Source organism: Rathayibacter sp. AY1A5, from assembly GCF_002930875.1.
Lineage (GTDB): Bacteria > Actinomycetota > Actinomycetes > Actinomycetales > Microbacteriaceae > Rathayibacter.
The window spans coordinates 30,512-46,512 of sequence record NZ_PSTM01000018.1; the positions used below are offsets into that span (position 1 = coordinate 30,512).

Here is a 16,001-nt window from a genome sequence, read left to right on the forward strand (position 1 = left end):
GGCAGCGCGCCTGCGACGAGTCCTCCCCGTGACTCCGGCGCCGTGCGGCACGATGGGGCGATGAGCAGCACCGCTGACCCCGTCGTCGTCCTCGCCGGTGCGAGCGGATTCCTCGGGACGGACCTCGCCCGCCGCTTCACTGCCGACGGCTGGACGGTGCGGAGGATCGGCCGCTCCGGGCCGGACGCGCGCTGGGGCGACACCGTCGGCATCACCCGGGTGCTCGACGGTGCGCGCCTCCTGGTGAACCTGGCCGGCAAGAGCGTCGACTGCCGGTACACCGCGGCGAACCGCGGCGAGATCCTCCGCTCGCGCGTGGCGACCACCGGGGAGCTGCACAGGGCGGTCGCGGCGGCCGCGACTCCTCCGCCGGTCTGGATGAACGCGAGCACGGCCACGATCTACCGGCACGAGGAGGAGCGGGCGAACACCGAGGACGAGGGCGTGCTCGGCGAGGGCTTCTCGGTCGACGTGGCGCGGGCGTGGGAGTCGGAGTTCTTCGCCGGGGAGACGCCCGGCGTGCGGCGCGTGGCGCTGCGGATGTCCATCGTGCTCGGAGACGGTCCGGCGACGGCGATCCTGCTGCGGCTGGCGCGGCTCGGCCTCGGCGGTCCGCAGTTCGACGGGCCGTGGCCCTCGACGCGCGCGCGCCGCGAGGCCGGTGTGCACCACGAGCACCGGCGCACCCGCGGCCGTCAGCACTTCAGCTGGATCCACGTGGAGGACGTCCACCGGTCGATCCGCTTCCTCGAGGAGTCGACCCTCGACGGGCCGGTGAACCTCGCGTCGCCGAATCCGAGCGACAACACCGAGCTCTCCCGGCTGCTCCGCGCCGCCGTCGGCCGCCGGATCGGCGTGCCGGCTCCGCGCTTCGTCCTCGAGCCCGCGACGCTCCTGCTCCGCACCGAGTCCGAGCTCCTGCTCAAGTCCCGCTGGGTCGTGCCCGCCCGCCTCGAGGACGCCGGCTTCACCTTCGCGCACCCCCACCTCGCCGAGGCTCTCCGCACCCTGGCCTGACCCGCCCCCCGCGAGGCGACCGACCTCCGCCGCGAGCCCGTGTCGCGGAGGTCCGAGTCCGAGTGCGGATCCACCCCACCCCGGCCACCCTCGAGGCGTCGACCGGAACGCGTGCCGAGCGTTCTGGACGCGCCGACCGCGCCCCGCTCTCCGAGTACCCGGCCGGTCTCTGAGTCGACCGCGCCACGCCGCGCGGGGAGCGGCGTGGCCGACATCACGCTGAGGTCGCTCTACTTCGCGACCTTCGCCGCGATGTCGCTCCGATACAGCCCGCCGTCGAGGTGGATCAGGTCGAGCGCGCGGTACGCCCGCTCCCGCGCCTCGGCGAAGTCGGCACCGCGTGCGACGACGTTGAGCACGCGGCCGCCGGTGGCGACGAAGCTCCCGTCGACCAGCTGGGTCGCCGCGTGGGCGATGGTGACGCCGGGGACGTCCGCCGCCGCGTCGAGTCCGGTGATGGTCCGTCCGGTGACGGCGTTCTCGGGGTAGCCCTCGCTCGCGAGGACGACGGTGACGGCGACCTCGTCCGTGAACGCGGGCCACGGGACGGAGGCGAGCGCGCCGGTGGCCGCCGCGTGCAGCAGCGCGGACAGCGGGGAGGCGAGGCGGGGGAGGACGACCTGGGTCTCGGGGTCTCCGAAGCGGGCGTTGAACTCGATCACGCGCAGGCCCGCGTCGGTCACGATGAGGCCGCAGTAGAGGAGTCCGACGAAGGGGGTGCGCTCGCGCTCGAGCTGCCGGATGGTCGGGATGGCGACCGTGTCGATCACCTCGTCGACGAAGGCGCGCTCGCTCTCCCAGCGGTCGGCGAGCCAGGGGAGCGGGGAGTAGGCGCCCATGCCGCCGGTGTTCGGCCCCTCGTCGCCGTCGCTCAGGCGCTTGAAGTCCTGCGCGGGGGAGAGGGGGACGACGTCGTGGCCGTCGGAGAGGAGGAAGAGGGAGACCTCCTGGCCGGCGAGGAACTCCTCGATGAGGACGTCGCCGGACTGCAGCCAGAACTCGGCGTGCGCGATCGCGGCGCTGCGCGACTCCGTCACCAGGACGCCCTTGCCCGCGGCGAGGCCGTCGGCCTTGACGACCGAGGGGAGTCCGTACTCGTCGATGGCGCGGGTGGCGTCGACCAGGGTGGAGACGCGGGTCGCGCGGCCGGTGGGCACGCGGGCCATGTCCATCACGCGCTTCGCGAAGGTCTTCGAGCCCTCGAGTGCGGCGGCGGCCCGGTCGGGGCCGAAGGTGGGGATGCGGCGCTTGCGGAGCGCGTCGGCGACTCCGGCGACCAGGGGCGCCTCGGGGCCGATGACGACGAGCTCGATGCCCTGCTCCACCGCGAAGTCGCTGACCAGCCGGGGGCTGTTCGTGTCGAAGTGGATGACCTCGACGTCGCGCGCGATGCCGGCGTTGCCGGGCGCCGCGATGATCTCGTGGTGCTCCTCCTCCGCGAGGAGAGCCGTGATGATGGCGTGCTCACGGGCACCCGAACCGAGGACGAGGATCTTCACCTTGACAGGATAGGGCGCCCCGCGCCGGGGCTGGTCCCTGTGACGTCCTCCTCCGCAGGGCGGCGCTGCGGACGCCGACACGCCGGGCGGAGCCCCGCGGAGGCCTCCGGGAGCGAGCGGCGGCGGCAGGATGGGTGGATGGCCAAGGGCAGGATCGACGAGGCGAGCGGGCAGTCCGCGGTGCGGGCGGCGCTCGCCGGAGGAGCGGACCGGAACACGACGGCGACGGCGGTGCGGTTCCTCCTGCAGATCATCGAGACGAACGTCCCCGGGCGCAGCGTCGAGGTGCGCGTTCCGCCGTTCGGCGCGGCCCAGTGCGTCGAGGGACCGGGCCACACCCGCGGGACTCCGCCGAACGTGATCGAGATGGACGCGGCGACCTGGCTGCCGCTCGCGACCGGCTCCCTGCCGTGGAGCGAGGGTCTCGCGAGCGGGCGGATCCATGCCTCCGGAGTGCGCGCGGACCTCACGCCGTTCCTCCCCATCCTGCGCGTCGGCTGAGCGTCGGCGAGTTAACTTCTCGTAAACGCGGCGGCGAGCCGTCGTTCGAACGTTTGACCTGCGGTCCGCCGTCGGGTTGTCTGGGAATAACCCCCTCACGCGGCACGAATCCTCTCCGGATCCACCGCTCGATGCTTGGAGTCCCCTTCACGATGCGCAGTACTTCCCCGGGCCGACGCGGCCTCACCCGACTCCTCTCCGCGACCGCCGTCGGCGCCGTCGCCGGAGCGGCCCTCCTCGGCGCCACGCCCGCCGCGGCGGCCGAGGGCGATGTCGCCATCGACATCCTCTCGATCAACGACTTCCACGGGCGGCTCGCCGCCGACCGCGCCGTCGCCGGAGCCGCCGTGCTCGCCGGTGCCGTCGACTCCTACCGCGCCGCCAACCCGAACACGCTGTTCGTCTCGGCCGGCGACAACATCGGCGCCTCGACCTTCGTGTCGAAGGTGCAGGGCGACATCCCCACGCTCGACTCGCTCAACGCGATGGGCCTCGACGTCAGCACCCTGGGCAACCACGAGTTCGACCAGGGCCGCGCCGACGTCGACGGCCGCGTCGTGGACGCCTCGGCGTTCCCCTACGTGAACGCGAACCTCTACGACACCGCGACCGGCGAGCGCGCCTACTCCCCGTACGTGATCACCGAGCAGGACGGCGTCTCCGTCGCCTTCATCGGCGCGATCACCGAGGACCTCGGCAAGCTCGTCAGCCCCGCCACGATCTCGACGCTCTCCATCGAGCCGATCGCCGAGAACGTCAACGAGGTCGCCGCGCAGCTCCAGGACGGCGACGCCGCCAACGACGAGGCCGACGTGGTCGTCCTGCTCCTGCACGAGGGAGCCGACGCCGACGCGGCCGAGCTGAACACTCCGGAGGCGGACCCCAAGTTCGGCGCGATCGTCAACGCGGTCGCCCCGAACGTCGACGCGATCGTCTCGGGCCACAGCCACCAGGAGTACGACGCGGGCATCGACGCGGGCCGGGCCTTCCCGACCGTCGTGTCGCAGACCGGCAGCTACGCCGAGAACATCGGCCGCATGTCCCTGACCGTCGACCCGGCGACCAAGCAGCTCACCTCGCTCACCAGCGAGGTCGTGCCGCTGACGAAGGTCGTCGACGACCCGACCTCCGACGACCCGGCCAAGACGATCGTCGTCGGCGCCTTCGAGCCCGACCCCGAGGTCGAGACCATCGTCGCCGACGCCCAGGCCGTCGCCGTCCGCGAGGGCAGCGTGAAGGTCGGCACCATCACCGAGGACATCTCGCGCGCCTACCGCCCGGACGGCACCACGACCAACCGCGGCTCGGAGTCGACCCTCGGCAACCTCGTCTCGGACGCCCAGCTCTGGGCCACCCGTGAGCTCGGCACGCAGATCGCCTTCTCGAACGCGGGCGGCCTGCGCGACGACCTCTCCTACACCGCGACTCCGGACCAGCCCGGCGACGCGGACGGCGTGGTCACCTACGCCGAGGCCTCCGACGCCCAGCCCTTCGCGAACACCCTGGTGACCCTGCAGCTGACCGGCGAGCAGATCTCCGACCTGCTCGAGGAGCAGTGGGTGGGCAGCTCCAGCCACCCGCAGCTGAACCTCTCCACCTCGAAGGACCTCACCTACGTCTTCGACGCCACGGCGCCCGAGGGCTCGCGCATCTCGCAGGTGTTCTTCCAGAACGAGCCGATCGACCCGGCCGCGACCTTCACCGTCGTGACCAGCAGCTTCCTCGCGAGCGGCGGCGACGGCTTCAGCACCTTCACCGAGGGCACCGGCACGGCCGACTCCGGCCGCATCGACCTGGACGCCTTCGTCGGCTACATCCAGGACCTCGGCACCGTCAGCCCCGACCCCGTGCAGCGCACGATCGGCCTGACCGACAACGTCCCGGACTCGGGCGAGTACGCGGTCGGCGACACGATGACCGTCGACCTCTCCTCGCTCCTGTTCAGCACCGGAGCCGCGGCCGACACCACCGTGACCGCGAGCGTCGACGGCACCGTCGTCGGCACCGCGACGATCGACCCGACCCGGGCCGTCACCGACGACTCGACCGGTCGCGCCTCGTTCTCGGTCCCGATCGACGAGAGTCTGGCGGGCGGCGCGCACACCGCGACGTTCGTGCTCGACACCACCGGCACCGAGATCAGCGTCGGCTTCGCCGTCGCGGCCGGCGCCGGAGCGGGCACCCCGACTCCCGGACCGACCACGGAGCCGACGCCCGCGCCGACCACGCCGCCCACCACGGGCCCCGCGCCGACGCCGACCACTGCTCCGGTCGCCGGCTCGCACCACCTCGCCGAGACCGGAGTGGACGCGACCCCCGCGTTCGCCGCCGGGATCGCCGCTCTGCTGCTCGGTCTGGGCATGACGGTCGCGCGCCTGCGCCGCCGCACCGCCGCGAAGTAGCCGCACCGCGCGCACGACGGGCCCTCGACTCCGGTCGGGGGCCCGTCGTCGTGTGCGGGCGAGCCGATGGTCGACCCCCGGGAGCCGTGGCGGGGGGCGCTCCCCGAGGAGCGGCACCAGCCCCCGGAGACGCGAGAACGCCGCCTCCCGATCGGGAGACGGCGTCGGAACGCGATGAGGTGCTGTCGCGGAGCGGCGGGGCTCAGTGCTGCGCGGGGACCTGACGGTAGCCGTCGCGGCTGGCGACGAGCACCGTCGACACCGTGCCCCATGCGGCGAGGCCACTGAGGACGACGAGGATTGCGATGCTCATGAGTGTTCTGCCTCTCGTTGCGGCGGCTTCTGATCGATCCGCCGGGATGCTGTGTACAACGTCCAGTGTCCGGCCCCGTGTTCCGTAGGACAATCGAACTGTTCTTGCCCTGACGTGTAGTTTCTCTACATGGACGTGCGACGGCTGGAACTGCTCCGCGAGCTCTCGATGCGCCGCTCGATCACGGCCGTGGCGGAGGCGACGCACCGCACGCCCTCCGCGGTCTCGCAGCAGCTCAAGGTGCTCGAGCGCGAGGCCGGCGTGCCGTTGATCGAGCGCTCCGGCCGCGGTGTGGTGCTCACGGCGGCGGGACGCGAGCTCGCCCGGAGCGCCACCGAGATCGCGATCGCGCTCGAGCGGGCCGACGCCGTCTGGCAGACGTTCAGGAACAACCCGATCGGCGAGGTCACCATCGCGACCTTCCCCACCGCGGGCCAGATGCTCCTCCCGAACGCGCTGGTCGCGCTCCGGAGCGTCGAGGGGCTCGTCGTGCAGTGCGAGGACGCGGACCCCGGCACCGACGAGTTCGCCGACCTGACCGCCGACTTCGACATCGTGCTCGCCCACTCGCCCACCGGCAGAAGCGCCTGGGCCGGCCGCGGCCTCGCGATGGCGGAGCTGATGGTCGAGCCCCTCGACATCGGCCTGCCGGTCGGGCACCGCCTGGCGGACCGGGCGACGGTCTCGGCGGCGGACCTGGTCGGCGAGACCTGGATCGGCGTCCCGGACGGGTTCCCGTTCGAGCGCGTGATGCAGGACATCGAGACCGCGTCCGGCGAGGCGGTGCGGGTGGAGCAGCGCTTCGCGTCGACCCGCGTGACCGAGGCGTTCGTCGCGGCGGGCCTGGGCATCGCGGTGCTCCCGCGCTACACGGCGGGCGGCGCGGGAGTGGTGGTGAAGCCGCTCCGCGGAGTGAACTCCGTGCGGCACATCGTCGCGCTGATGCGGCCGGATCGGGCGGAGCGGCTCTCGGTCCGCACCGTCGTCCGCGAGCTGCGCGCGCAGGCGGGCCGGCTCGTGCACGCGCTCTGAGCGATCACGGTGCCTCGCCCTCGCCCGCGCGGGGGAGAATGGAGGCATGAGCGATCCCGCCCGCCCCGAGGTCACCCGCGAAGAGGTCGACGTCCGCCGCTCCCCGCGCGTCTGGCGCATCCTGACCCTCGGCGTCGGGCTCGGAGCGATCGCGGCCTTCGTGCTGACCTTCGCGCTGCCCGAGACTCAGGGCTTCTCCCGTGGGCAGGTCTTCGGCTTCAGCCTGCTGCTCTTCGTGACGCTGTTCGGCGCTCTCGCGGGGCTCGTCGTGGTGCTGCTCGACCGGGTCGTCGGCCGGAAGGTCGTCCGGACCACCGCCGAGCGGATCGTCGAGCGCGAGGACGCGGCCGAGGAGCCCGTGGCCGAGGAGGCCCTGCCCGACGTGCGCACGACGTCCGACGAGGACGACCCGCGGACGGGGTCCGACCGGGTCTAGCCGGCGGAGGCGGGCCGCATTGCGGCCGCGGCACTCCGCCCTGCGCTGAGGGTCCCGCCCGCGGCTCGCGGACGGGACCGCGGCGTCAGCGTCCCCGGCGCGACGAGGAGCGGCGGCTGCTGCTCGTCGTGGACGTCGGGCGCTTGGCGGCGGCGCGCTTGGCCTTCTGCGACTTCGAGATCTTCTTGGCCACGAAGGTGAGCAGGAACGGCAGGATTCGGTAGATCACGGGAGACTCCTCGGGTGCATGCGCGCGGGGCCGCGCACCCTCCGATCATGGAGCGGCGCACGGATCCGCGGCACCCGTTGCGCCGCGCCCGGCGCTGTGCAGAGCTCAGCTCAGCTGCGTGCGCTCCACCCAATCGAGGTACTCCGGAGTGACGGTGCCCGTGACGTACTCGCCGGTGAAGCAGCTGGTCTCGAGGTCGGTGACGTCCGAGCCCTCGAGGATCGCCGCCTTCATGTCGGCGACCTCCTGGTAGATCAGCTGGTCGGCGCCGATCGCCTCCGAGATCTCGGGGATGCGGCGGTTGTGGGCCACGAGCTCCTGGCGCGAGGGCATGTTGATCCCGTACACGTGCGGGTAGCGCACGGGAGGCGCGGCGGACGCGAAGGTGACCGTGTTCGCGCCGGCCGCGCGGGCCATGTCGACGATCTCCTTGGAGGTGGTGCCGCGGACGATCGAGTCGTCGACGATCAGGACGTTCTTGCCCTTGAACTCGCTCGACATCGCGTTGAGCTTCTGCCGCACCGACTTCTTGCGGACCGCCTGCCCGGGCATGATGAACGTCCGGCCGACGTAGCGGTTCTTGTAGAAGCCCTCGCGGTACTCGATCCCGAGCTTCTGCGCGACCTGCATCGCGGCGGGGCGGGAGGAGTCGGGGATCGGCATGACGACGTCGATCGCTCCGCCCGGGGTGTACTGCGCGATGGTGTCGGCGAGGCGGTCGCCCAGGCGCAGGCGCGCCTCGTAGACCGAGATGCCGGACATCACGGAGTCGGGGCGGGCGAGGTAGACGTACTCGAACGAGCACGGGATGAGGCGCGGGTCCTTCGCGCACTGGCGGCTGGCCATCCGGCCGTCGGGGGTGATGAAGACCGCCTCGCCGGGAGCGACGTCGCGGACGATCTCGAAGCCCTGCGCCTCGAGCACGAGCGATTCGGAGGCGACGACCCAGTCGTCCGGCGCCCCGGTGCTGCTGCGGCGGCCGACGATGAGCGGGCGGATCCCGAAGGGGTCGCGGAACGCCAGCAGCCCGACGCCGGCGATCAGCGCGATGGTGGCGTAGGAGCCCTCGACGCGCTCGTGCACGCGGGCGACGGCGTCGAACACCTCGTCGGCGTCGAGGTCGCGGCCCGACATCGAGGCCTGCAGCTCGTTCGCCAGCACGTTGACCAGCAGCTCCGTGTCGGAGGTGGTGTTGAGGTGGCGGCGGTCGATGCGGAAGAGCTCCTCGGTGAGCTCGCGCGTGTTCGTGAGGTTGCCGTTGTGGACGAGGATGATGCCGTACGGCGCGTTCACGTAGAACGGCTGGGCCTCCTCCTCGCGCTCGGCGTTGCCCTTCGTCGCGTAGCGCACGTGGCCGAGGCCCATGGATCCGAGCAGCGAGCGCATGTCGCGGGTGCGGAACGCCTCGCGGACCTGTCCCGCGGCCTTCTTGATGTGCAGGGTGCTGCCGTCGGCGGTCGCGATGCCGGTCGAGTCCTGGCCGCGGTGCTGCAGGAGGGAGAGGCTGTCGTAGATGGACTGGTTGACCGGTCCGGAGGACACGATCCCAACGATTCCGCACATGCCGGAGGGGCTCCCAAGGGGATAGCAGGGGGGTTTGACGGTCCATCCTGGCACGCGGGGGACTCATCCCCTAATGGTTCGCCGTGGGCGGATCCGTGGTCGTGGGGGTACTCAGGGCGGCGTCGACCGGCGGATCGGCCGGGCGGGCGGTCGGGGAGCCGCGCGGCCGCTCAGCTGCTCGGAGCCGTCCAGGCGCCGGCGAGGCTGCGGTCCAGGACGCGGCGCCAGCCCTGCGGAGCCGCGGACTCGCGGCTGGTCGTGCCCGCCATCCAGAGCAGGGCCATCAGGTCGTCGTGGGTGAAGTCGGGGGAGAGGGATCCGTCGCGGTGGGCGGCCTCGACGAGATCCCGGCCGAGCTCGATCGAGCGGTCGCAGGCCTCGATGAGGGCGACCGCGTCGGGGAAGCGGAGCAGCATCGCGTCGTTGAGGGCGGGGTCCTCCAGCTGGAGGTCGATCATCCCGGAGACGAAGCGCTCCAGGCGTCCGCGGGAGGACCGCTCGGCGAGAGCGCGCTCGGTCAGGCCCTTCAGCTTCTCGCCGGCGACGGCCGGGATGACGGCGTCGATGAGCTCCTCACGGGAGCCGACGCGGTTGTAGAGGGTGCCGATGCTCACGCCGGCGTGACGGGCGATGTCCTCGAGGGGGGCGGCCAGGCCGCGGGAGCCGAAGACCTCGAGGGCGGCGGCGTGCAGCTTCTCGACGTTCCGCTGCGCGTCCCGGCGCAGGACCTTCTGCTCGTCCATGCGATCCTCCCGATGATCTTGAGGTGCCACTCAAGTTATGGTCCGATGAGTGTTGAGGCTGACCTCAACTTAGCAGCCCCGCTCATCGCGCCCCGGGGCGCACGACGACAGGACCTCCCATGCCCCTTCTCACCGTCATCGGCGCGGGCCCCGGCCTCGGCCTCGAGATCGCCCGCGTCTTCGGCCGGGCCGGCTTCACCGTCGCCCTCGTCTCGCGGAACCAGGAGAAGCTGGACGGCCTGGCCGCCCGCCTCGCCGAAGAGGGCATCGAGGCGACGGGGTTCGCCGCCGACATCGCGCAGCCCGAGACCCTGACCGCCGCGCTGCGGGCGATCCGTGCCGACCTCGGTCCGATCGACGTCCTCGAGTTCTCCCCCGCCGACTCCGCTCTCACCCCGGTCGGCGTCCTGGACGTCACGCCCGAGAACCTACAGCCGCAGATCGACTTCTACCTCGGCGGCGCGCTCCGCGCCGTCGGCGAGGTGGTTCCGGACATGATCGCCGCCGGCAGCGGGACGATCCTCGTCACCACCGGCGGCGGCTCCGTCTCCCCGCACGCGGCGCTGGCGAACATCAACATCGCCGCCGGGGGCCTGCGGAACTGGGTCCTCAACCTCCACTGCGCGCTCGAGCCCCGGGGCGTCTACGCCGCCCACGTGGCGATCACCGCACTCATCGACGGCGGCCACCCGGACGCGGCGGCCGAGGTCATCGCCCGGTCCTACCTCGACCTCCACCGCAGCCGCGACCGCGCCGAGCTGCACTACGTGGCCTGGGACGCGTGACCGCGGGCGCGGAGCGGGAGCCGCCGGTGCGGCGGACCCGGATCCGCGCCGCGGCGGGAGAGGGCAGTCGGTAGGGTCGTCGCGTGAGTGATGAGACGAGCAGCTACGCCCGCGCAGGAGTCGACACGGCGGCGGGGGACCTCGCCGTCGAGCTGATGAAGTCGGCGGTGTCGGCGACGCACGACAGCCGGGTCCTCGGCGGGGTCGGCGGCTTCGCGGGCCTCTACGACGTCTCCTTCCTCCGCGACTTCCGAGCCCCCCTCCTCGCGACCTCGACCGACGGCGTCGGCACCAAGGTCGCGCTCGCCCAGGCGATCGACAAGCACGACACCATCGGGCAGGACCTCGTCGGCATGGTCGTCGACGACATCGTCGTGGTCGGCGCCCGCCCCTTCTTCATGACCGACTACATCGCGTGCGGCAAGGTCGTCCCGGCCCGCATCGCCGACATCGTCGCCGGCATCGCGCGCGCCTGCTCCGAGACGGGCACCGCGCTCGTCGGCGGCGAGACGGCCGAGCACCCGGGCCTGCTCGGACCCGACGACTACGACGTGGCGGGCGCGGCGGTCGGCGCGATCGAGGCCGACCAGGTGCGCGGCGCCGACCGCGTGCGCGACGGCGACGTCGTGGTGGCGATGGCCTCCTCCGGACTGCACTCGAACGGCTACTCGCTCGTGCGCCACATCCTCGCCGAGCGCGGCATCGGCTTCACCGACCGCTCCGAGGAGCTGGGCGGCGTGGTCGGCGAGGTGCTGCTGGAGCCGACCCGCCTCTACACCCGGCCCCTCCTCGACCTGCTCGACGACGCCGAGCTCGGCCCGGCCGTCCACTCCATCAGCCACGTCACCGGCGGCGGGATCGCGGCGAACCTCGCCCGGGTGCTGCCGCGCGGCTCCTGGGTCGAGGTCGAGCGGGCGAGCTGGAGCCCGTCCGACGTGTTCCGCGCGCTCGCCGGGATGTCCGGCGCGACGCTCGAGAGCACCGAGGGCACCTGGAACCTCGGCATCGGCATGTTCGCCGTGGTCGCGGCGGAGGCGGCCGACGGCGTGATCGCACGCCTCGAGCGCTCGGGCGTCCCGTCGTGGGTCGCGGGCCGCGTCTCGACGGCCGCGCGCGGGTTCGAGGGCTTCGAGCAGGGCGCGAAGGGCGTCGACGGCGGAGCGGTCCGCCTGGTCGGGTCCTACGCGGGCTGACCTCCGGAGGCGCCGCGGATCAGCGCGGTGCGGCGTGCGCGCGCTCCCAGGAGTGCTCGTGCCGGGTCAGCAGCCACGAGCCCGCAGCGCAGAGCGCGCAGGCGGCCGCGGTGGCGAGCAGAGCGGTCGCCCAGGTCGGGGCGTCGCGGCTGACGAGCAGGTTCGCACAGGCGACCAGCACGCCGAGGCCGGCGCCCGCGCTGGTGCCGAGCACGAACGGGCCGTCGCGGCGGCTCGCGACGCGCACCGCGACCATGCCGGCGACCGCTCCCGCGCCTCCGACGACTCCGATGCCCGCGCCGGAGGCCGCTCCCATGAGCAGGCCGAAGCTCACCAGCCCGGGCGGGCCGTCGGCGGCGAGGACGCCGGGCAGGTAGAGGACCAGGGCGACGGCGGCGCCGACCGCGCCGCCCACCAGGATCGCGCCGACCAGCAGGGCGGCGGTGACGTAGCCGATCCGCGCGACAGGCCGCGCGGATCCTCCGGGTTCGAACATTCGCGGCTCCATCGACGCGGCCCGCGGGGCAGCGGGCGGTCCTCGGACAGTACGCCCGAACGCCCCTCGGCGGAACCGTCGTCGGGGATCGGCGGGGCTAGCGCCGGAGGGTCTCGCTCGGGAGCTCGCCGAACCGCGTCGCGTAGTGCTGGGCGAAGCGGCCGCCGCTGATGAACCCCCAGCGTGCGGCGACGTCGCCGACCACCAGCGAGCCGATCGATCCGGCCGAGAGCTCCTCGTGCGCGCGCTCGAGGCGGACGTCGCGCAGGTAGTGCCGCGGGGTCTCGCCGAAGGCGCGCTGGAACGCCAGCTGCACGCCGCGGACCGTGAGCCCGGCCGCGTCGGCGATGTCGGCCACTCCGAGGGGCAGGTCGGCGTTGGCCTGCACGAACTCCACGGCCCGGCGGAGGCGCCGCGCGCTGACCGAGGGCGGCATGGCCGGCAGCGGGGCGATGCGGTGGGCGAAGGTCTGCAGGGCGGCGAGCGCGGCGATGCGGGCGACGCCGTCGCGCTGCAGCGCGGTCGGCGTGTGCGCGGAGGCGAGGGTGTCGCGCAGGAGCCGGATCGCGGCCCACCAGGCGGTCGTGTCGCGCGCCACGGGGGCGAACCGCAGCGGGCCGGGCTCGGTGCCGTGCAGCTCGGCGGCGATCGCCTCGAGGTGGGCGGCCTCGAAGTGCACGAGCGCGTCGCGGTACTCGAGGGCCTCGAAGCCGAAGGGCCGGCCGCTCGGGAACATGGCCGGGCGCCCGACGACGAGGCGGTGCTCGTCGCGCCCCAGGTCGAGGGAGGCGCGCCCCGCGGTCAGCCAGAGGGCGACGTAGACGTCGCTCGGGGCCACCGTGCCGCGCACCCGGCCGAGGAAGGAGGCGGAGTGGAGGCTCACGGGCCCGGGCCCGGTCGTCGTGTAGCGGAACGCGAACGGCACGACCGAGCGCTCGGCCCGGAAGCCGGAGCCGTTGTACGAGCCGGCGTAGAAGTCGCGCGCCTCGTCGAGGTCGTTCCCGCGACGCTCCGACTGCCACACGGGCAGCCGTGCGGGCGGGGAAGTGCTCATCCGGTCAGTGTCCCAGGGGGCACCGACATTCTGCTCTCAGTGGCGGAAAGCGGGAGAACGTGCTCAGCCGAGCGACCCGCGCTCCAGGTCGGGTCGCTCGCCCGCCGGATCCCCGTCCGCACGCGAAACGGGGCCGCCCCGAGGGAGCGGCCCCGATTCACGGGAGGAGTCACGCACGCTTCTGGTGCGGCTCCTCGACGAGGTCCGTGTCGTCGCCGTCGTCCTCGGCGTCGATCCACTTCGAGTAGTCCGGCTCGTCCGGGTGGCTGAGCTCGCGCTCGAGCGCGCTGTAATCGACCGCCGGGCTGAACGACTTCAGCTCACGGGCGATCTTGGTGTTCTTCGCCTTCTGACGGCCGCGCCCCATGGGTGACCCCCTCACGATGACAGGCCAGACGGGCAGTGAGCCGGCTGGGGAAAAGAGCAGACAGGGAAAGTTGAAATCTACGCGGTAGTTTAGCAGACGGGGGACACGCCACCCCGGGCCTCGATCTGCCGGACGGCCGCCCATCCTCGACCGCGTCAGGAGCACCGTGGACAGCGTCGCCCCACCGCGTCCCGTCGTGGTGATCGGCGCGGGCCAGGCGGGTCTGTCCGTGGCCTACTACCTGCGCCGTCTCGGCCTCGTCCCCGGGCGCGACCTGATCGTCCTCGACCGCGGTCCGGAGCCCGGCGGGGCCTGGCAGTTCCGCTGGGAGGCCCTGCGGCTCGGCTCCGCGCACCGCGTGCACGATCTCCCGGGCATGGAGCGGATGGGGTTCTCGTTCCGCACGGCCGATCACCGGCGACCGGCACGGGACGTGGTCCGCGAGTACTACGGGCGCTACGAGGAGGAGCTCGGTCTCGAGATCCGCCGTCCGGAGTCGGTGCGGCGCGTCACGAGTGCGACGCCGCACGACACGGGGTCGCCGCTCGTCGTCGAGTCCGACCGCGCGGTCGAGCGCGCGAGTCTGCTCGTCAACGCGACCGGCACCTGGGGATCGCCCTTCGTCCCGCACTACCCCGGGCGCGACCGCTTCCGCGGCGTGCAGATCGACCCGACCGAGTACGTCCGCGCCGAGGACTTCGCCGGGAAGCAGGTGCTCGTGGTCGGCGGCGGCACCTCGGCGATCGGCTTCCTGCTGGAGCTCGAGCGGGTGGCGCGCTCCCTGACGTGGGCGACGCGGCGACCGGTCGTCTACCACGACGGCGAGCAGCTGGCGATGGAGTCGGCGGTGGAGGCGGTGGCCGAGCAGGACCGCGCCGCCCGCGCCGGGCTGCCCCTCCCGAGCATCGTCGGCGGCACGGGCGTGCAGCGCACCCGCCGGGTGGTCGCCGGGATCGAGCGCGGGCTCCTGCACGAGCGGGGGATGTTCTCGTCGATCGAGGAGGAGGGCGTGCGCTGGCCCGACGGCTCCTTCACGCGCGCCGACGCGATCATCTGGGCGACGGGCTTCCGGCCGGAGCTGCGCCACCTCGCTCCGCTCGGGCTGCGCGAGCGCGAGGGCGGCATCGCGGTCGCCGACGGAGCCTCGCTGACGGATCCGCGCGTCTTCTTCGCCGGCTACGGCCCGACGGCCTCGACCATCGGGGCGAACCGCTCGGGCCGGCGCATCGCGCGCGCGGTCGTGGCGCGCCTGCCCTGAGCGCGCCTGCCCTGAGCCGGCCTGATCTGAGCCGGTCCGCCCTGAGCGGCGCGGCGCCTCAGATCCTGCCGTCCCAGTCCACCGGCACCACGGAGCCGCGGTAGCGGATCCCGTCCACGCGGATCGGCCCGGCGAGCGCGGGCGAGAGCGGCGCGACGACCAGGGTGTCGCCTCCGGGAGCGAGCCCCAGCGCCGCCGACAGCACGGCGACGGAGGCGGCCGCCGACCAGGCTTGCGGTCGGCAGGCCGCCGGGTACGGCACCGGCGCGTGCACCTCGGCGGCGGGGTCGCCCGAGTGCAGCTCGGGCATCCGGTAGCCGAAGCCCTCGGCCGCGGCGATCAGTCCGCGCGAGAGGGTCGTCGCCTCCGCCCCGAAGCCCTCCCGGGCGAGCCCGGTGACGGCGATCGCGGTGTCGTGGGCCCAGACGGAGCCGCCGTGGTACGACAGCGGCCAGTAGCCGCCCGAGCCGGTGTCCAGGGTGCGCAGGCCGAAGCCCGAGTCGAGCCCGGGGGAGACCAGCAGCTCGGCGACCCGGGCGGCATGCTCGGGGGAGAGGATGCCGGTGCCGAGGAGGTGGCCGAGGTTGCTGGTGATCGTGTCGACCGGGCGCCCGGCCGCGTCGAGCGCGATCGCCGGGTAGCCGCCGTCGGCGTCGTCGATCCAGAACGCCTCCGCGAAGCGCGCCTTCAGCGTCGACGCCGCCTCGCGCCACTCCGAGCCGTCACGGCCGAGGTGCTCGAGCAGCGCCGCTCCGCCGACCATGGCCTCGTGGGCGTAGGCCTGCACCTCGCAGAGCGCGATCAGACCCTCCGCGAGCGTGCCGTCGCGCCACTGGATCGAGTCGCCCGAGTCCTTCCAGCCCTGGTTGGCGAGGCCGTGCCCCGTGGTGTCGACGTACTCGAGGAACCCGTCGCCGTCGGAGTCGCCGTCGTCGCGGAGCCAGCGCAGCGCCGCCTCCAGAGCGGGCAGCAGCTGGGCACCGGCAACCAGTACCCGCTGCAGCTCGCGGCCGCGGTGCTGATGTCGATCCCGGTGGCCGTGCTGTTCTTCGTCTTCCAGCGGCGGATCATGAACACGACCGAGGGCGCGGAGAAGGGCTGACGCGGGGGCTC

The 16,001-nt window shown here is 73.2% G+C and carries 15 protein-coding genes and 2 pseudogenes; 9 read left to right on the forward strand and 8 right to left on the reverse strand.

Going from position 1 to position 16,001, the window contains the following annotated elements; translation table 11 throughout:
- The first annotated feature begins 60 nt into the window (after window positions 1-60).
- Window positions 61-1,017 carry an epimerase gene (locus tag C5B98_RS12705; protein ID WP_104327891.1) on the forward strand — a complete coding sequence of 319 codons (957 nt, stop codon included), beginning with the start codon at window positions 61-63 and terminating at the stop codon, window positions 1,015-1,017.
- 230 nt (window positions 1,018-1,247) lie between these two features.
- Here the strand turns inward: C5B98_RS12705 and purD are convergent, their stop codons facing one another.
- Complete coding sequence (gene purD / locus C5B98_RS12710) at window positions 1,248-2,516, reverse strand: phosphoribosylamine--glycine ligase (RefSeq protein ID WP_104233829.1); 1,269 nt, start codon at window positions 2,514-2,516, stop codon at window positions 1,248-1,250.
- 138 nt (window positions 2,517-2,654) lie between these two features.
- Between purD and C5B98_RS12715 the strand changes: the two genes are divergently transcribed.
- The 4 genes from C5B98_RS12715 to C5B98_RS12730 all read left to right on the forward strand — a co-directional run bounded on the left by C5B98_RS12715 (window position 2,655) and on the right by C5B98_RS12730 (window position 7,200).
- On the forward strand, window positions 2,655-3,017 hold the full coding sequence (locus C5B98_RS12715; RefSeq protein WP_104223770.1) for a sterol carrier family protein: 363 nt from the start codon (window positions 2,655-2,657) through the stop codon (window positions 3,015-3,017).
- A 152-nt stretch (window positions 3,018-3,169) separates the two neighbouring features.
- Complete coding sequence (locus C5B98_RS12720; protein ID WP_181065537.1) at window positions 3,170-5,419, forward strand: bifunctional UDP-sugar hydrolase/5'-nucleotidase; 2,250 nt, start codon at window positions 3,170-3,172, stop codon at window positions 5,417-5,419.
- 442 nt (window positions 5,420-5,861) lie between these two features.
- Window positions 5,862-6,764, forward strand: a complete 903-nt coding sequence (locus C5B98_RS12725) for a LysR family transcriptional regulator (RefSeq protein WP_104327892.1) — start codon at window positions 5,862-5,864, stop codon at window positions 6,762-6,764.
- A gap of 46 nt (window positions 6,765-6,810) precedes the next feature.
- Window positions 6,811-7,200 carry a hypothetical protein gene (locus tag C5B98_RS12730; protein WP_104233832.1) on the forward strand — a complete coding sequence of 130 codons (390 nt, stop codon included), beginning with the start codon at window positions 6,811-6,813 and terminating at the stop codon, window positions 7,198-7,200.
- Between the two features lie 85 nt (window positions 7,201-7,285).
- Here the strand turns inward: C5B98_RS12730 and C5B98_RS17055 are convergent, their stop codons facing one another.
- The 3 genes from C5B98_RS17055 to C5B98_RS12740 all read right to left on the reverse strand — a co-directional run bounded on the left by C5B98_RS17055 (window position 7,286) and on the right by C5B98_RS12740 (window position 9,735).
- Complete coding sequence (locus C5B98_RS17055) at window positions 7,286-7,429, reverse strand: hypothetical protein (protein ID WP_181065538.1); 144 nt, start codon at window positions 7,427-7,429, stop codon at window positions 7,286-7,288.
- 105 nt (window positions 7,430-7,534) lie between these two features.
- The gene (gene purF, locus C5B98_RS12735) at window positions 7,535-8,992 is read right to left on the reverse strand and encodes an amidophosphoribosyltransferase (protein ID WP_104324308.1); all 1,458 of its coding nucleotides are present in this window, start codon (window positions 8,990-8,992) and stop codon (window positions 7,535-7,537) included.
- A 170-nt stretch (window positions 8,993-9,162) separates the two neighbouring features.
- A complete protein-coding gene (locus C5B98_RS12740; protein ID WP_104327893.1) occupies window positions 9,163-9,735 on the reverse strand; it encodes a TetR/AcrR family transcriptional regulator in 573 nt (190 codons plus the stop codon).
- 119 nt (window positions 9,736-9,854) lie between these two features.
- Between C5B98_RS12740 and C5B98_RS12745 the strand changes: the two genes are divergently transcribed.
- A complete protein-coding gene (locus C5B98_RS12745) occupies window positions 9,855-10,520 on the forward strand; it encodes an SDR family NAD(P)-dependent oxidoreductase (RefSeq protein WP_104327894.1) in 666 nt (221 codons plus the stop codon).
- An 83-nt stretch (window positions 10,521-10,603) separates the two neighbouring features.
- Window positions 10,604-11,713 (forward strand): phosphoribosylformylglycinamidine cyclo-ligase, encoded by a 1,110-nt coding sequence (gene purM, locus C5B98_RS12750; protein ID WP_104223764.1) that lies wholly within the window; start codon window positions 10,604-10,606, stop codon window positions 11,711-11,713.
- A 19-nt stretch (window positions 11,714-11,732) separates the two neighbouring features.
- Here the strand turns inward: purM and C5B98_RS12755 are convergent, their stop codons facing one another.
- The 3 genes from C5B98_RS12755 to C5B98_RS12765 form a co-directional block, all read right to left on the reverse strand.
- Window positions 11,733-12,209, reverse strand: a complete 477-nt coding sequence (locus C5B98_RS12755) for a hypothetical protein (protein WP_104223763.1) — start codon at window positions 12,207-12,209, stop codon at window positions 11,733-11,735.
- 97 nt (window positions 12,210-12,306) lie between these two features.
- Window positions 12,307-13,263, reverse strand: coding sequence for a helix-turn-helix transcriptional regulator (locus C5B98_RS12760; RefSeq protein ID WP_104327895.1), 957 nt, complete (start codon window positions 13,261-13,263; stop codon window positions 12,307-12,309).
- Between the two features lie 169 nt (window positions 13,264-13,432).
- Window positions 13,433-13,630 (reverse strand): DUF3073 domain-containing protein, encoded by a 198-nt coding sequence (locus C5B98_RS12765; protein ID WP_097167615.1) that lies wholly within the window; start codon window positions 13,628-13,630, stop codon window positions 13,433-13,435.
- 166 nt (window positions 13,631-13,796) lie between these two features.
- On the opposite strand from C5B98_RS12765, the gene C5B98_RS12770 reads away from it, so the two are divergent.
- Entirely contained in the window at window positions 13,797-14,888 is a 1,092-nt protein-coding gene (locus tag C5B98_RS12770; protein ID WP_104233838.1) for an FAD-dependent oxidoreductase, read from the forward strand.
- A gap of 58 nt (window positions 14,889-14,946) precedes the next feature.
- Here the strand turns inward: C5B98_RS12770 and C5B98_RS12775 are convergent.
- Window positions 14,947-15,861 (reverse strand): annotated as a pseudogene (locus tag C5B98_RS12775) (amylo-alpha-1,6-glucosidase); the annotation flags it as partial.
- Between C5B98_RS12775 and C5B98_RS12780 the strand changes: the two are divergent.
- Window positions 15,844-15,990, forward strand: a pseudogene (locus tag C5B98_RS12780) (carbohydrate ABC transporter permease); the annotation flags it as partial. The pseudogenes C5B98_RS12775 and C5B98_RS12780 overlap by 18 nt on opposite strands.
- Window positions 15,991-16,001 lie beyond the last annotated feature (11 nt).

Excerpts from the sequence above, each read along its gene's own strand:
- C5B98_RS12705 (WP_104327891.1), top strand. The coding sequence starts at position 61 with ATGAGCAGCACCGCTGACCCCGTCGTCGTCCTCGCCGGTGCGAGCGGA.
- C5B98_RS12715 (WP_104223770.1), top strand. The coding sequence starts at position 2,655 with ATGGCCAAGGGCAGGATCGACGAGGCGAGCGGGCAGTCCGCGGTGCGG.
- C5B98_RS12720 (WP_181065537.1), top strand. The coding sequence starts at position 3,170 with ATGCGCAGTACTTCCCCGGGCCGACGCGGCCTCACCCGACTCCTCTCC.
- C5B98_RS12725 (WP_104327892.1), top strand. The coding sequence starts at position 5,862 with ATGGACGTGCGACGGCTGGAACTGCTCCGCGAGCTCTCGATGCGCCGC.
- C5B98_RS12730 (WP_104233832.1), top strand. The coding sequence starts at position 6,811 with ATGAGCGATCCCGCCCGCCCCGAGGTCACCCGCGAAGAGGTCGACGTC.
- purF (WP_104324308.1), bottom strand. The coding sequence starts at position 8,992 with ATGTGCGGAATCGTTGGGATCGTGTCCTCCGGACCGGTCAACCAGTCC.
- C5B98_RS12740 (WP_104327893.1), bottom strand. The coding sequence starts at position 9,735 with ATGGACGAGCAGAAGGTCCTGCGCCGGGACGCGCAGCGGAACGTCGAG.
- C5B98_RS12745 (WP_104327894.1), top strand. The coding sequence starts at position 9,855 with ATGCCCCTTCTCACCGTCATCGGCGCGGGCCCCGGCCTCGGCCTCGAG.
- C5B98_RS12755 (WP_104223763.1), bottom strand. The coding sequence starts at position 12,209 with ATGTTCGAACCCGGAGGATCCGCGCGGCCTGTCGCGCGGATCGGCTAC.
- C5B98_RS12760 (WP_104327895.1), bottom strand. The coding sequence starts at position 13,263 with ATGAGCACTTCCCCGCCCGCACGGCTGCCCGTGTGGCAGTCGGAGCGT.
- C5B98_RS12765 (WP_097167615.1), bottom strand. The coding sequence starts at position 13,630 with ATGGGGCGCGGCCGTCAGAAGGCGAAGAACACCAAGATCGCCCGTGAG.